This window comes from Rubeoparvulum massiliense (assembly GCF_001049895.1).
GTDB lineage: Bacteria > Bacillota > Bacilli > Rubeoparvulales > Rubeoparvulaceae > Rubeoparvulum > Rubeoparvulum massiliense.
In genome coordinates this window covers 394,833-408,891 of sequence record NZ_CVPE01000005.1, presented here as the reverse complement: position 1 = coordinate 408,891, position 14,059 = coordinate 394,833, and the positions used below count along the sequence as shown (strand labels likewise).

Genomic DNA, 14,059 nt, shown 5'->3' with positions numbered 1-14,059 from the left:
CAACAGGGTTATTTGAGAGGAGCAAGACGGGAATGGAATGTTTAAAGATTCGTGGGGGACGCCCACTGCGTGGAACCATGCGAGTGAGTGGAGCAAAAAACAGTGCTGTTGCCCTCATTCCTGCCACCATCTTAGCCAGTGCACCTTGTGTCATCGAGAATTTACCTCGCATCAGTGATGTGTTGCGTTGGACGGATATCATGGAGGAATTAGGTGCAACAGTCTCATTTGAAGGTTCTACCCTTCATGTTGATACCAGTCAGCTTACATTACACGAGATTCCCAATGGGAATGTGAAAAAGATGCGTGCATCCTATTATCTCATGGGTGCCCTGTTAGGCCGTTTCAAACGATGTGTTGTCGGCTTACCAGGTGGCTGTGATTTGGGCCCTCGACCTATCGATCTTCATATGAAAGGTTTTGAAGCACTTGGTGCTAAAGTTCATGTAGAGCATGGAGCAGTGCATCTTGTTGCGGATGAATTACGTGGTGCCCGTATTTATTTGGATATTGCCAGTGTTGGTGCCACCATCAATATTATGCTGGCTGCAACCCTAGCGAAGGGGCAGACCATCATCGAAAATGCTGCCAAAGAACCAGAGATTATCGATGTGGCCACCTTACTCAATGCCATGGGTGCACGAATAAAAGGTGTTGGTACCGATGTGATTCGGATCGAGGGCGTGGAGGAGCTACATGGCTGTGTTCATTCCATCATTCCCGATCGCATTGTGACAGGTACATTAATGATTGCAGCAGCAGCTAGTGGTGGTGAGATTATTCTCGATCAAGTGATCCCTGCTCATGTGGACTCACTGATTGCAAAATTACGTGAGATGGGGGCCGTTGTAGAAGAGAATGGGGAACAGATCCGTGTTGTCGGCAAGGATAGCTATCAGCCCATTGATGTAAAAACACAGGTCTATCCAGGTTTTCCTACTGATCTACAACAGCCGATGACAGCCCTGCTTTTAAAGGCTGAAGGGACGAGCATGGTAACGGATATTATTTATGGTTCCCGCTTTAAGCATATTGATGAGTTACGTTTAATGGGTGCTAATATTAAGGTAGAAGGGCGTTCTGCCATCATTGAGGGTAGCGTCCCCCTCCAATCAGCAAAAGTAACAGCTACGGACCTGCGAGCCGGTGCATGCTTGGTTGTGGCGGGATTAATGAGCCATGGTGTGACTCAGATCATGGGTGTAGAGCATATTGATCGGGGTTATGAAAATATTGAAGGAATGTTGCAAGAATTAGGTGCAGATGTATGGCGTGAAGTAATAGAATAAAGATAGAACCGTAAACTAATAAGGGGATGAACAAAAGTGGAACGCAGTTTATCGATGGAATTGGTACGTGTGACTGAAGCTGCAGCATTACAGTCGGCCCGTTGGATGGGTAGAGGTTTGAAGAATGAAGCGGATGATGCGGCGACTACCGCCATGCGTACTGTTTTTGACACGATCCATATGGATGGTGTGGTCGTTATTGGCGAAGGTGAGATGGACGAAGCGCCCATGCTCTATATCGGAGAACGTTTAGGGAACGGTGAAGCTCCCTTCGTGGATGTAGCAGTTGATCCCTTAGAAGGTACGAATATTGTGGCAAAGGGAACATGGGGGGCCATCGCTGTTGTAGCAGTAGCAGACCGTGGCAATCTGCTTCACGCACCAGATATGTATATGGATAAAATCGCAGTAGGACCAAAAGCAGTTGGAGCCATCGATATCAATCGTTCTGTTACAGAAAACCTACAAAGTGTAGCCAAAGCCCTTGGTAAAGATGTAAGTGAGGTTACTGCCATTGTCTTAGACCGTCCGCGTCATGAGGAGATTATTAAGGAGATTCGTGAAGTAGGTGCACGGATCCGCTTAATCACCGATGGGGATGTGGCTGCTGCGTTGAATACAGCCTTTGATGACACGGGTGTTGATATTCTCTTCGGGATTGGTGGCGCACCAGAGGGTGTGATTGCTGCTGTCGCCCTTAAGGGATTAGGTGGCGAAATGCAGGCTCGCTTAATGCCAGAAAATGAAGAGCAATTAGCACGCTGTAAGCGTATGGGCATCGAAGATATTAATAAGGTCCTCACCATTGAAGATATGGTGAAGGGTGATGACTGCATCTTTGCTGCAACGGGTGTCACCGATGGCGAATTGCTAAAGGGTGTACGCTTCCAGGGTCAATCCGCTTTCACCCAATCCCTTGTTATTCGTGCCAAATCAGGCACTGTTCGCTTCGTAGAAGGCAAGCACCGCTTGGATAAGAAGCCAAATCTGGTTGTCGAATAACGTAAAATAATGATAGAATAGACAGCGAGCAGGTACAGTTACCTCGTTCGCTGTTCTTTTTTGGACATGATCTGGAATAAAATCAACTTCAATCAGCTATAATGGATGATGATTAGGTATGCCTTCCCCCCGTTAAATTCATCTATTTCTTCAACTTTCTATTTTCCCTTTTTATATTGGCTATTAAATGAAAAGTGTGGTGAACAATCATCGGAATGGAACGAACGATTGAACAAGCAGGATCGTCTTCTCAGAATTCAGTGAGAACGTCGAATGAAACAAAGTCGAATGAAACAAAACGGATGGTTGAATTAAGTAATTTGGAAGACAAAAATTTAAAGGATTTATACAAGCTAGCGAAAGAGTTTCAAATTCCTTATTATAGCTCTTTGAAGAAGAAAGAACTGATCTTTGCCATTTTAAAAGCACAGGCAGAACGAGAAGGACATATGTTTATGGAGGGTGTACTGGATATTTTACCAGATGGTCGAGGATTTTTACGACCGGTTAATTACACCCAAAGTGATGATGATATTTACATATCACAATCACAAATTCGCCGTTTCGATCTTCGAATTGGTGACCGCGTATCGGGGAAGGTACGGCCGCCAAAAGAGAATGAGCGTTACCTAAGTCTTCTCTATGTAGAAGCGGTCAATGGCATGGCACCAGAAAAATCATCAGAGCGTCTTCATTTTCCAGCTCTTACTCCCCTTTATCCTCAACGAAAAATCGTCCTTGAGACATCACCAGAACATCTCTCTGCACGTGTGATTGATTTAATTGCACCGATTGGATTTGGGCAGCGGGGCTTAATTGTTGCGCCACCAAAAGCTGGGAAGACGATGTTGCTCAAGGAAGTGGCGAACAGCATTGTGGAGAATCATCCGCAGGCGAAGCTTTTTGTCCTCTTAATCGATGAGCGACCAGAGGAAGTAACAGATATGCAACGTTCCATTGAGGCAGGTGAAGTGATTAGCTCTACTTTTGATGAAGGACCAGAGAACCACATTAAAGTGGCAGAGCTGGTATTGGAACGAGCCAAACGCTTAGTGGAGCACAATCAAGATGTGATCATCCTCATGGATAGTATTACACGACTAGCCCGTGCCTATAACCTGGTGGTACCGCCAAGTGGTCGTACATTATCTGGAGGGATTGACCCTGCATCCTTCCATCGTCCGAAGCGCTTCTTCGGTGCTGCTCGCAATGTCGAAGAAGGTGGCAGTCTTACGATTTTAGCGACAGCCCTTGTTGAAACGGGATCTCGTATGGATGATGTGATTTATGAAGAGTTTAAAGGCACAGGGAATATGGAGTTACATCTTTCTCGTCAATTAGCAGAGCGGCGGATTTTCCCAGCCATCGATATCCGCCGATCCAGTACGCGGAAAGAGGAGCTTCTCCTCAATAAGGATGAATTGGAGAAGCTGTGGGTTCTACGCCGCGCCATGAATGAATCACCTGAATTTGTGGATGCCTTTATTCGTAAATTAAAAATGACGAAGACCAATCAAGATTTTTTGGATAATATTCCCACTGGGAAGCAGGCAGAAGCTAATTTGCTGAAGAATTTTTTTAGTGCTTCCTAATTAATGAATCTCTATGCCGTTTTTACGGCATATTTTTTTTAGATTTGGCATATCTTATAAAACCCTACCCATGCAGGAGGTGTTTGTAAGATGAACGGTTTTCGTGCTATGCTCCTCTCTTCCGCCGTCTTGCCCACTCTGGTTGTCCCACAACCAAGCAGCCAGCTTGTTTTCGTCGGTGAAGGGCAACCCATGCATGGAACATCATCCTTACCAGTACTGCAAATTCAGAATCCCCTTCATCAGGTACGTGACGAATTGCTCCAACAGGATGAAGGAAACCAAGCAGGAAAAAAGGAAAGTGGCGATGAAGATGAGCTGGAGGATCCTAGGTTTGATAAAAAAAGAAGTGTACGTATTGCCTCAACGGTGACTAAAGAGGAGCCTGTTGTCACAGAAGATGTCATTTACTTCTATTATCAAGTGAACCAAGGAGATTCACTGTATCGTCTTGCCAAGCGTTATTCCATTACCTTAAACGATTTATTGCAGGCCAATGATCTGCCCGCCTCTGTTGGATTATCAGTGGGTGAATGGCTATATATTCCCAGGCGTGTTCAAGTTTATGAGGTAGAAGGAACGGAGACATTGACACAAATATTGGAGGAAAAAGGCTTTGATATTGAAGATGTATTACAGCTTAATCCTGAATTAATCAGTCTTCAATTACAGCTTCAGCCCGGGCAAAAATTATATCTTCCTGCGCCTCCTCCGGTGAAACACTGGCAAACCAAGCGCTCCTATCAAGTGCTACCCAATTCCATTACGATCCATCGTAATGGAGAGCGTCAGGTCGTCAGTATGGACGAGTTAAAGAAGTTGGCTCCTTCTCTTCAATGGCCTGTAACAGGTCAGATCACAAGCTTTTATGGCATGCGTAATGGTCGCATGCATTATGGTATTGATCTATGGAATGAATCGAAGGCGCAGACTGCCATTAAGGCAGCAGCAGGTGGCACAGTGATCTCCGCAGGATGGCATGCTGGGTATGGGAATACAGTCATCCTTCAACATGACGAGAACTGGGTTACCTATTATGCCCACTTAAGTGCCATTCAAGTTCAACAGGGAGCTTGGGTGGACGTGGGTGAAGAGCTAGGAAAAATGGGAAAGACAGGGGATAGTACAGGCGTTCATCTCCATTTTGAGATCCGTTACCAGCATCAACCCCTCAACCCAATCCTTTTTTTGCCTTCTCCCAACGTTGATCTTGCGAGTCAGGAATGAACATGCTATAATTCCCTCATGTGTAAAAACTCTGTTTCGTCTCGATTCAGGGCAAAGTGAGGTGAGGTTCGATGAAGCAAGGTATTCATCCAAATTATAAAAAAGCTACAGTTACTTGTGCCTGTGGAAACACATTTGAAACTGGTTCAGTAAAAGAGGATTTACGCGTGGAAATTTGTTCCGCATGCCATCCTTTCTATACTGGTAAGCAAAAATTTGTTGATGCTGGCGGACGCGTTGATCGCTTTAAGAAAAAATATAATCTGGAATAATATGAGTGCTGACGATCTTCTCGTTGGCAGATCTCAGCTTAACAACAGGAGGAAATTCCCCCTGTTGTTTCTATATTGAGATCAATTTCATTTAATTGGACAAGCAGTTCTGATACCATCATACATATAATAAGAGGGAATAGAGTGGAGAGCGCAATGATTCATTTTATGAAACGTGAAGGTTGGGTTGAGTGTATTGCGGGCTGTATGTTTTCAGGGAAAAGCGAAGAACTGATCCGCCGTATTCGCCGTGCCAAGTACGGAAAACAGCGAGCAGTGGTTTTCAAGCCACAGTTGGATAATCGTTACAGTGAAACCTCAGTCGTATCCCACAATGGTTTTACAGTAGAAGCGATCCCAGTCACATCAGCACAGGAGATCCTCAAGCAGGTTGGACCCGAAATCGATGTGGTTGGTATTGATGAAGTTCAATTCTTTGAGAAAGAGATCATCCAAGTTATTGAACAACTGGCCAATGAGGGAAAACGGGTCATTGTTGCAGGACTTGATTTAGACTTCCGTGGGGAACCATTTGGTCCAACGCCGGAAATTATGGCACGTGCAGAATATGTAACCAAGCTTCAAGCCATCTGTGTGGTCTGCGGCAATCCTGGAACAAGACCACAGCGCTTGATCAATGGTGAGCCAGCCAATTATAACGACCCGGTTATTATGGTGGGAGCATCAGAAACTTATGAAGCTCGTTGCCGTCATTGCCATCAAGTGCCGGGAAAGGATAAAGCTTAAGAAAATAAAATCACCTCTGCAGGATATCATAAGGCCTAAGGAGGTGGTTTTATTGAAAAGAATCAAAGGTTCATTGCTTGTATTGATGGCATTAACCATGGCGATTGTTGCAGGTTGTAGCACGAACCAGGGTGCAGTGGATAATTATCAGAATCGGCCTAATCAAGTCACCTATGATGGGAATCGATATGCAGGCAACACAACACCCATGACACCATATGGTAGGGTTACTTATCCAGCTAATCCAACACGAGATCAGCTACACTATCGTACCCCAGTAGGTAGCCCCCCCAATCTCACCCAGAATCCCAACATAGCACCGCCGTATAATAATACCTCGTACGATGGTAACAATGTAGGGCGTAATGGCCGAGTAGGTACAACGGGGATGATGGATAATCTCAATGCCCAAAATCGGAAGGCTGAACATCTTGCCCGTTTAGCGAGTCGTGTTCGTGGGGTAGATGATGCTCAGGTTTACCTTCGTGGCAATACGGCATATATTAATGTAGACATCCAAGGTCAGATTAACAATAATCAGGCGAAACGAATTGAGAATGAGGTTCGTCGTGTTGTAAAAAGGCATGATCCCAATGTTCGTTATCAAATCATGTCAGACAAGGGCATGTTTAATCGAATCATCAACACACCAGAGCGTGTAGGAAATCGAATTGGGAACATGATCAACGCCCCTCGCTACAATGCCCCTGGTACCAATGTAGATACGCGAAGCAACACAAATGGTATCAGTAACATGAATCGATAAAATGGATTTATAAGATAAATCATGAGCTTATAACCAATGGTTCCGTTTCGTGAACCATTGGTTCTTTTACAATCTCTTGCTACATAAGTATATCTTCCACTATAATTAAAATGTTATGCAGCCTTCATTAGAATGAGGTGAAAATGATGTTAGAACGTTTAGAGCAAGTGGAGCAACGTTTTGAGGAGTTAAATCAACTCCTTTGTGATCCCAATATTGTTTCGGATCCCCAGAAGTTGCGCACCTACTCCAAAGAACAGTCTGATCTTGATGAAACTGTTCAGGTATATCGTCAATATAAGGATGTTGCCCAACAACTGCAGGATGCTAAATCCCTACTCGGTGAAAAACTGGATGCCGAGATGCGGGAAATGGTGAAAATGGAAATTGATGAATTATCTGAGCAAGCAGAAAAACTTCAAGAGAAATTGAAGATTCTTCTCCTTCCCAAAGACCCCAACGACGATAAGAACGTCATTGTGGAGATCCGTGGTGCTGCAGGTGGAGATGAAGCAGCATTATTTGCAGGAGCACTGTATCGGATGTACACGCGGTATGCCGAGCTCCATGGTTACAAGACAGAGATCATGGAAGCCAACTATACTGAACTAGGTGGCTTCAAAGAAGTGATTTTTTCGGTGATGGGCAAAGGAGCCTATAGCCGCTTGAAATATGAGAGTGGTGCCCATCGTGTGCAACGGATTCCTTCTACTGAGTCAGGAGGACGTATTCACACCTCCACTGCAACAGTTGCTGTTCTTCCAGAAGCGGAAGAAGTAGAAGTGGAGATTAATGAGAACGATGTCCGCATCGATCTATTCTGCTCCAGTGGACCAGGTGGACAGAGTGTAAACACCACCCAATCTGCCGTTCGTCTTACCCACATTCCTACTGGGATCGTCGTCTCCTGTCAGGATGAAAAATCCCAGATCAAAAATAAGGAGAAGGCAATGCGGGTTTTGCGTGCGCGTCTATATGATAAGTATCAGCAAGAAGCGCAAGCAGAGTATGATCAGGTGAGGAAATCCGCTGTTGGAACAGGGGATCGCAGTGAGCGGATCCGGACGTACAATTATCCACAGAGCCGTGTGACCGATCATCGGATTGGATTAACCCTGCATAAGCTTGAAATGGTACTCAATGGCGAATTGGATGAAATTATTGATGCCTTAATTCTACATGACCAAACAGAACGGATGAAGGCGCACGCATAATCAAGAGTGCCTAAGGAGAGAAAGATGATGTCATTCACCATACAAGAGGCCCAACGCCGGGCTTCTCTTTTTTTACAACAGCATGGAGTAGACGAAGCAGCGTTGGAGGCTGAGATCCTCGTCAGGGAGCTACATGGCTGGGATCGGGCTACTCTGTTTACCCATTGGCTCGATCCGTTTGCAGTTCCATTGGAGCAACAGCTTGAGAGCTGGCTACAGCGTCGTATTGCTGGGGAGCCGATTCAATACATTATCGGCCATGTGGATTTCTACGGCCTCTCCTTTGATGTAGGAGAAGGATGTTTAATTCCCCGACCAGAGACGGAGCTTTTGGTAGATGCTGCATTGAAGCGCTACTATCAACACCCTGTCTCCACCATTGCCGACATTGGTACAGGTAGTGGGGCTATTGCAGTTACACTGGCCTATCATCTCCCTGAAGTTCAAGTGATTGCTGTAGATCTCTCTCCTCGTGCCTTACAATATGCTCAGCGCAATGCTACCAAGCTCGGAGTTGAATCACGAATTACCTGGCTGGAGGGGGATGGGATCATGCCGCTCCAAACAGCAGGCATCAAGGTGGGCATGCTACTATCCAATCCACCCTATATTGCTTCTGCCGAGATTGCCACCTTGGCTAAGAAGGTAAGAGAATATGAACCACGCTTGGCGCTAGATGGTGGTGAGACCGGTTTAGTTTTTTATGAGCAAACAGCTCCCTTCTTACCAGAGGTATTACAGCCAGAAGGCTGGGTCGCCATGGAAGTGGGAGCTGGCCAAGGCGAAGCAGTGGAGGCACTTTTTCATGCTCATGGTGCGAAGCAGACAGCAATGATTGAAGACTTTCAAGGGATTTTACGCCATGTCATTGCCTTCTATTCTTAAGTTTATCAACAAGGGATGTGCATAACTGAATCGAATATGCTCCTTCAACTCTAGCAATCTCCGAGTATAAGAATCTCTTAAATCGCCCATACTATACCTAGTGAGTAAATAATGAGATTCATAGAGAAGGGGTAGGAGAAGATGAAACGCTGGGGTTTGATCATTGGCCTTTTATTCGTATTGGTTTCACAATGGGAGTATCAACGGACAGAGGCTGCGATTCTATGGGGTACAGAGATCCCAGACGAAGCCATACGGATGCGTATTCTCGCCAATAGTGACCATCCCTTCGATCAATTATTAAAGCGGCAGGTTCGTGATCAAGTGATTGCCCTTGTTACTACTTGGGATTTAGAATGGACAGGTGTAGAATCAGCTCGTGACTATGTGGATCTTCATCTTGCAGAGATCGAACAGGTAGTGAGAGAAACAATTCATGCTCAGGGCTATGATTATGCTTTCTCTGTAGAGCTAGCAGAGGTGCCCTTTCCTGATAAGGTATATGGAAATCAATACTACCCTGCAGGAGAGTATGAAGCGGTAAGGATTACCATCGGTGAAGGAAAAGGGGAGAATTGGTGGTGTGTGTTGTTTCCACCCCTCTGCTTTGTGGATGTGACCACTGCGGAGACAACGCCAGGGACTGAGGTAGCAGAAGGTGCAGTTGAGCAGGAAGGCGTGGTGATCCGTTTCTTTCTTATCGATTGGCTGATCAAGCTCTTTCAGTTTATCCAAGGCTTGTTTGCCTGAGGGTACTTATTCACAATCATCCTGTAGTTATCCACATAAAAAATCATCGCACAGGTCTATTGTTCTATGAAATGGAGTAGAAACTTCGATAATTAAAGGAGTATTCACGCTATGGCACAATTTGATACGAAAATATACATTGTGGATAAGTCTGTGGATAATGTTGATATTTATGCACATCTCCAAGAAGCAGCTCGTTGGATTCAAGAGGGCGAGGTGGTGGCATTTCCTACAGAAACCGTCTATGGCCTAGGTGCAGATGCGACGCATAGCGAAGCAGTGAGGAAGATCTACGCTGCCAAAGGACGTCCCTCTGATAATCCACTCATTGTCCACATCGCTCAGTTGGATCAATTGCAAGATGTGGCTTACGCCGTGCCTGATAAAGCAAGGAAACTGATGGAGGCGTTTTGGCCCGGACCAATTACCTTTATCCTACCAGCCAAAGCAGGCCTTGCTCCTGAAGTGACAGCAGGTTTAGAGACAGTAGGTGTCAGGATGCCCGATCATCCCATTGCCCGTGCATTAATTGAAGCAGCCAATACTCCCATTGCTGCTCCCAGCGCCAATCGCTCTGGTCGACCAAGTCCCACCACCGCTCAGCATGTTTGGGAGGATCTCCAAGGTCGTATACCCTTGATTCTCGATGGAGGAGAGACAGGCGTCGGTGTGGAATCTACCGTTCTTGATGTTACCCTCGATCCACCTGTTATTCTGCGACCAGGTGGTGTTAGCCAAGAAGAATTACAGGCGATGATCGGCGAGGTACGACTGGATCCAGGCTTGCAGGATCAAAGTCAGCCTGCTCGCGCACCAGGGATGAAGTATCGACATTATGCACCACATGCTCCTCTTTATCTCATTGAAGGTAAAGGGGATGAGGCCGTCGAGAAGATGCGAGCTGCCATTATGGAGCAGGTGAATACAGGCAAACGAGTTGGTGTATTAACCGTGGATGAAGAGAGTAGCTTATTGGCTGATCTTCCTGTAACCTGCTTAGTTCGCTGTGGTAGCCGTAATCATCTTGAGGAAGTGGCTCACCAATTATTCCACGGACTCCGCCAGTTTGACGCTGTCTCCGTCGATATTATTCTCAGTAGAACCTTCCCCCGCCAAGGCATCGGACTAGCCATTATGAATCGGCTTCATAAAGCGGCTGGTGGTCGCTATTATCAACATAAGAATCAATAATTGAACCGGAAGAGTACGGTTATCAACCCTCTTCCCCCTGCATAAAGTTAGACAAGGGGGAGGGGGTTGTTTATGTTTTCGAACCTTCAGGTAGTATGGAGCGAATGGATTAGCATTGAGCTCGTCGCTATGGCTCTAGCCTTAGATGCCTTTTCCATCGCAATTGGCATGGGAATGCGTCCCATGCGACTGCGGATGATTTTATATATCAGCCTGATAATCGGTTTTTTTCATGTGAGCATGCCATTGACAGGGATTGTGATCGGGAAGTTTCTCAGTTTACTTATGGGAGAGGTGGCCCAATGGATCGGAGGAGGGCTGCTACTCTATTTAGGGATTCAGATGATCTGGCATGCCCTTTTATCAGATGATGAGAATGCCTGGGTCTCTATCCGTGGAACAGGAATTATTCTATTCTCCTTAAGCGTAAGCATCGATGCCCTATCGGCAGGCATTTCCTTTGGCCTTTTTAGTCACCATCTTCTCTTTACCATCTTCGCATTTGGGGGAACTGCCATGGTTTTCACGGCGATAGGTCTTTGGATGGGGAGGAGGCTAGGTCATCTGATGGGTGGCTATGGTGATATTTTTGGTGGGCTCATCCTGTTTTTCTTTGGCCTCCGTGTCCTTTTCGGATGAAAAACTACTGTTGAATTACGAAAATATTGGTACAATAATAGAAATACACCAAGAAAAGTACTAGGTAATTGGAGCGTGCCAACGTCGTTTTGAGATGGATTAGGAGGCTGAATAATGTGAATGTCTTATTTATCTGTACAGGAAACACGTGCCGAAGTCCTACAGCTGAGATTCTTTTACGGGAAAAAGCTCGCCAAGCAAGCTTAAACATCCAGGTGAAGTCAGCAGGCATTGCTACGATGAATGGTTTACCTCTCTCGGTGAATTCGTCCATTATACTGGAGCGTCGTAATCTGGAGATCAATCATCAGTCACAAGTACTTACAGAAGAGTTAGTAATCTGGGCTGACCTCATTCTCACCATGACAGCCAACCATAAGATGGTCATAAGCTCCCAGTATCCTTTTGCACAACAGAAGACCTATACATTACTGGAATATGCCTTGAAGGACGAGGTGGAAATGAACGCCTTAGACATCATCGATCCCTTTGGCGGTGATCTTAATCTCTACCTTCAAGTGACACAACAGATGGAAGCATGTATCGATAAACTGGTTGCTGACTTTAAGGAGAATTTAACCAATGAGAATGGGGAGAGTAAGATAGAATGAAACGATTAGGTATAGGTAATCAATTTGAGCAGATCTGGCAGAGCTTGAAGCCCGATCTGCGAAGGAAGCAGTATAAACGCAGTATGGTAAAAAAAATAGTAGGAGGGATCATTTTTCTCTCCCTCTGTACCTACTCAGCCACAATGATTTGTCTGTATGTTATTGATGATTGGCTTCATCAGCTACTAGGCGGTGAAGTAGCCCTAATAATCTTTACAGTCACTTCTGCCCTTTTTTGGTCAGGACTATTAGGGTGGGTAGTGGCGCGGGTCATCACCAAGCCTTTATTGGACTTGGAGGAGAATACCCATACAGCAGCTCTAGGCGATCTCTCTGTTGAGGTGGTTGTTCCATCAACACAGGATGAAATGCAGGCATTGACCAGCTCGTTTCAAACCATGCTAAACAGCTTACGTACTATGGTCAAGGATATTAATGATACCTTTCAGCAAACCAATCAACAGGTGGATGAGCTAACCATTGCCACGACAGAAGCAGCCAAGGCAGCAGAGGAGATGAGTGGTAGCACAGAGCAAATTGCCCTCGGAGCTGAATCGCAAGCAGAAACACTTGCTTCCATGTCTAGTACCATTTATAACATCACTCAACAGGGTGAAGAGATGCATCAGCAGGTGAACACCTCTGTGCAATTATCAACAGAGATGGTGGAATCATTAGAGCGTAGTTCTCTGGTGATCGGGCAACTGGTTACAGGGATTCAACAGTTAGCCACCTCCAACCAAACATCCCTTGGTGTCGTCAATCAATTAGAGCAGCATGCGATTCAGATCGGTGATATCTCCATGGTGGTAGGGGATATTGCTGAGCAGACCAACCTTCTTGCGCTTAATGCTTCCATTGAAGCAGCCCGTGCTGGCGAGCATGGCCGAGGCTTCACCGTGGTGGCAGAAGAGGTTCGAAAATTGGCTGATCAGAGTGTTCAAGCAGTTGCTCAGATCAATCAGTTGATCCAAGAGATTCAACAGCAGGTGAAGAATGCAGTTACCCAAATCACGCAACAGGTAAAAGCAGCCCAGGTTGAAGCGGAACGTGGTGAGAGCACCAATCAAGCGATCCAGGAGATCTCTCACTCCATTCACCTTGTTGTAGAATCTGTCTCCGGTGTGGCAGAAATGGTGACGCAGCAGATGGTGGCTCTAAGTCATGCGAAGGAGGCTACTCACGAGGTGGCCCAGGTTGCTGAAGAGACTTCTGCGCAAACCGAAGAGATGACTGCCACCACAGAGGAGCAATCTGCATTAATTCAACAGATTGCCGCTGCTACGCAGGCGATGCAGCAACAGACAGAACGTTTACGTTCTCACATTAATAAATTTCAGATCGGATATGTAGAATAAGTATCCATCCCTATGGTCAAACCATTAGAAATGGCGTAGATTGATATGAAGAAAGGGGGATTCGCGTTGAAAATTGTCGTAGGAGCAGACCATGGAGGCTTTCAACTAAAAGAAGAGATTAAGCAGCATCTGCTGAAACAAGGCTACGAAGTGGTGGATGTGGGGACAGATGGCACGCTCTCTGTTGATTATCCTGACTATGCCCACCCAGCTGCTGAAATGGTAGCACGAGGCGAGGCGGAACGAGGGATTCTTGTTTGCGGAACTGGAATTGGCATGTCCATTACTGCCAACAAGGTGAAGGGGATCCGCTGTGCACTTGTACATGATTGCTTTACAGCAGAAGCAACACGCCAACACAATGACAGTAATATGCTTGCCATGGGTGCACGTGTTATTGGTTCAGGCTTAGCCTTAAAGATTGTGGATATTTGGCTAGGCACTGAGTTTGAAGGAGGACGCCATCAGCGTCGTCTAGATAAGATCACACAGTTGGAAACAGAGCAGGGATAGATG

Annotated in this window: 15 protein-coding genes; all 15 read left to right on the top strand. The window is 45.8% G+C overall.

Annotated features, from left to right (window positions below; genetic code table 11):
* Window positions 1-32: 32 nt before the first annotated feature.
* The 15 genes from BN1691_RS07145 (at window position 33) to rpiB (ending at window position 14,056) form a co-directional block, all read left to right on the top strand.
* Window positions 33-1,289, top strand: coding sequence for a UDP-N-acetylglucosamine 1-carboxyvinyltransferase (locus tag BN1691_RS07145; protein WP_048601520.1), 1,257 nt, complete (start codon window positions 33-35; stop codon window positions 1,287-1,289).
* Between the two features lie 36 nt (window positions 1,290-1,325).
* Complete coding sequence (gene glpX / locus BN1691_RS07140) at window positions 1,326-2,291, top strand: class II fructose-bisphosphatase (RefSeq protein ID WP_048601519.1); 966 nt, start codon at window positions 1,326-1,328, stop codon at window positions 2,289-2,291.
* A 302-nt stretch (window positions 2,292-2,593) separates the two neighbouring features.
* Window positions 2,594-3,883 carry a transcription termination factor Rho gene (gene rho, locus BN1691_RS07135; protein ID WP_048601693.1) on the top strand — a complete coding sequence of 430 codons (1,290 nt, stop codon included), beginning with the start codon at window positions 2,594-2,596 and terminating at the stop codon, window positions 3,881-3,883.
* Window positions 3,884-3,973: 90 nt separating this feature from the next.
* Complete coding sequence (locus tag BN1691_RS07130; RefSeq protein WP_048601518.1) at window positions 3,974-5,110, top strand: M23 family metallopeptidase; 1,137 nt, start codon at window positions 3,974-3,976, stop codon at window positions 5,108-5,110.
* A 71-nt stretch (window positions 5,111-5,181) separates the two neighbouring features.
* Entirely contained in the window at window positions 5,182-5,382 is a 201-nt protein-coding gene (gene rpmE, locus BN1691_RS07125) for a 50S ribosomal protein L31 (protein ID WP_048601517.1), read from the top strand.
* Between the two features lie 159 nt (window positions 5,383-5,541).
* Window positions 5,542-6,129 (top strand): thymidine kinase, encoded by a 588-nt coding sequence (locus BN1691_RS07120; RefSeq protein ID WP_048601692.1) that lies wholly within the window; start codon window positions 5,542-5,544, stop codon window positions 6,127-6,129.
* A gap of 52 nt (window positions 6,130-6,181) precedes the next feature.
* On the top strand, window positions 6,182-6,895 hold the full coding sequence (locus BN1691_RS07115) for a YhcN/YlaJ family sporulation lipoprotein (RefSeq protein ID WP_048601516.1): 714 nt from the start codon (window positions 6,182-6,184) through the stop codon (window positions 6,893-6,895).
* A 146-nt stretch (window positions 6,896-7,041) separates the two neighbouring features.
* Complete coding sequence (gene prfA, locus BN1691_RS07110) at window positions 7,042-8,109, top strand: peptide chain release factor 1 (protein ID WP_048601515.1); 1,068 nt, start codon at window positions 7,042-7,044, stop codon at window positions 8,107-8,109.
* 27 nt (window positions 8,110-8,136) lie between these two features.
* Window positions 8,137-8,994, top strand: coding sequence for a peptide chain release factor N(5)-glutamine methyltransferase (prmC, locus tag BN1691_RS07105; RefSeq protein ID WP_048601514.1), 858 nt, complete (start codon window positions 8,137-8,139; stop codon window positions 8,992-8,994).
* Between the two features lie 141 nt (window positions 8,995-9,135).
* Complete coding sequence (spoIIR, locus tag BN1691_RS07100; protein ID WP_053083721.1) at window positions 9,136-9,744, top strand: stage II sporulation protein R; 609 nt, start codon at window positions 9,136-9,138, stop codon at window positions 9,742-9,744.
* A gap of 111 nt (window positions 9,745-9,855) precedes the next feature.
* Complete coding sequence (locus tag BN1691_RS07095) at window positions 9,856-10,935, top strand: L-threonylcarbamoyladenylate synthase (protein ID WP_048601513.1); 1,080 nt, start codon at window positions 9,856-9,858, stop codon at window positions 10,933-10,935.
* Window positions 10,936-11,007: 72 nt separating this feature from the next.
* Complete coding sequence (locus BN1691_RS07090) at window positions 11,008-11,574, top strand: manganese efflux pump MntP (RefSeq protein ID WP_048601512.1); 567 nt, start codon at window positions 11,008-11,010, stop codon at window positions 11,572-11,574.
* Window positions 11,575-11,690: 116 nt separating this feature from the next.
* The gene (locus BN1691_RS07085; protein WP_231638360.1) at window positions 11,691-12,185 is read left to right on the top strand and encodes a low molecular weight protein arginine phosphatase; all 495 of its coding nucleotides are present in this window, start codon (window positions 11,691-11,693) and stop codon (window positions 12,183-12,185) included.
* Entirely contained in the window at window positions 12,182-13,543 is a 1,362-nt protein-coding gene (locus BN1691_RS07080; RefSeq protein WP_048601511.1) for a methyl-accepting chemotaxis protein, read from the top strand. The genes BN1691_RS07085 and BN1691_RS07080 overlap by 4 nt, the downstream gene beginning before the upstream one ends.
* 66 nt (window positions 13,544-13,609) lie before the next feature.
* Window positions 13,610-14,056 carry a ribose 5-phosphate isomerase B gene (gene rpiB, locus BN1691_RS07075; protein ID WP_048601510.1) on the top strand — a complete coding sequence of 149 codons (447 nt, stop codon included), beginning with the start codon at window positions 13,610-13,612 and terminating at the stop codon, window positions 14,054-14,056.
* Window positions 14,057-14,059: the final 3 nt, after the last annotated feature.

Excerpts from the sequence above, each read along its gene's own strand:
- prfA (WP_048601515.1), top strand. The coding sequence starts at position 7,042 with ATGTTAGAACGTTTAGAGCAAGTGGAGCAACGTTTTGAGGAGTTAAAT.
- spoIIR (WP_053083721.1), top strand. The coding sequence starts at position 9,136 with ATGAAACGCTGGGGTTTGATCATTGGCCTTTTATTCGTATTGGTTTCA.
- BN1691_RS07080 (WP_048601511.1), top strand. The coding sequence starts at position 12,182 with ATGAAACGATTAGGTATAGGTAATCAATTTGAGCAGATCTGGCAGAGC.
- BN1691_RS07095 (WP_048601513.1), top strand. The coding sequence starts at position 9,856 with ATGGCACAATTTGATACGAAAATATACATTGTGGATAAGTCTGTGGAT.
- BN1691_RS07130 (WP_048601518.1), top strand. The coding sequence starts at position 3,974 with ATGAACGGTTTTCGTGCTATGCTCCTCTCTTCCGCCGTCTTGCCCACT.
- rpmE (WP_048601517.1), top strand. The coding sequence starts at position 5,182 with ATGAAGCAAGGTATTCATCCAAATTATAAAAAAGCTACAGTTACTTGT.
- rho (WP_048601693.1), top strand. The coding sequence starts at position 2,594 with ATGGTTGAATTAAGTAATTTGGAAGACAAAAATTTAAAGGATTTATAC.
- prmC (WP_048601514.1), top strand. The coding sequence starts at position 8,137 with ATGTCATTCACCATACAAGAGGCCCAACGCCGGGCTTCTCTTTTTTTA.
- BN1691_RS07090 (WP_048601512.1), top strand. The coding sequence starts at position 11,008 with ATGTTTTCGAACCTTCAGGTAGTATGGAGCGAATGGATTAGCATTGAG.
- BN1691_RS07145 (WP_048601520.1), top strand. The coding sequence starts at position 33 with ATGGAATGTTTAAAGATTCGTGGGGGACGCCCACTGCGTGGAACCATG.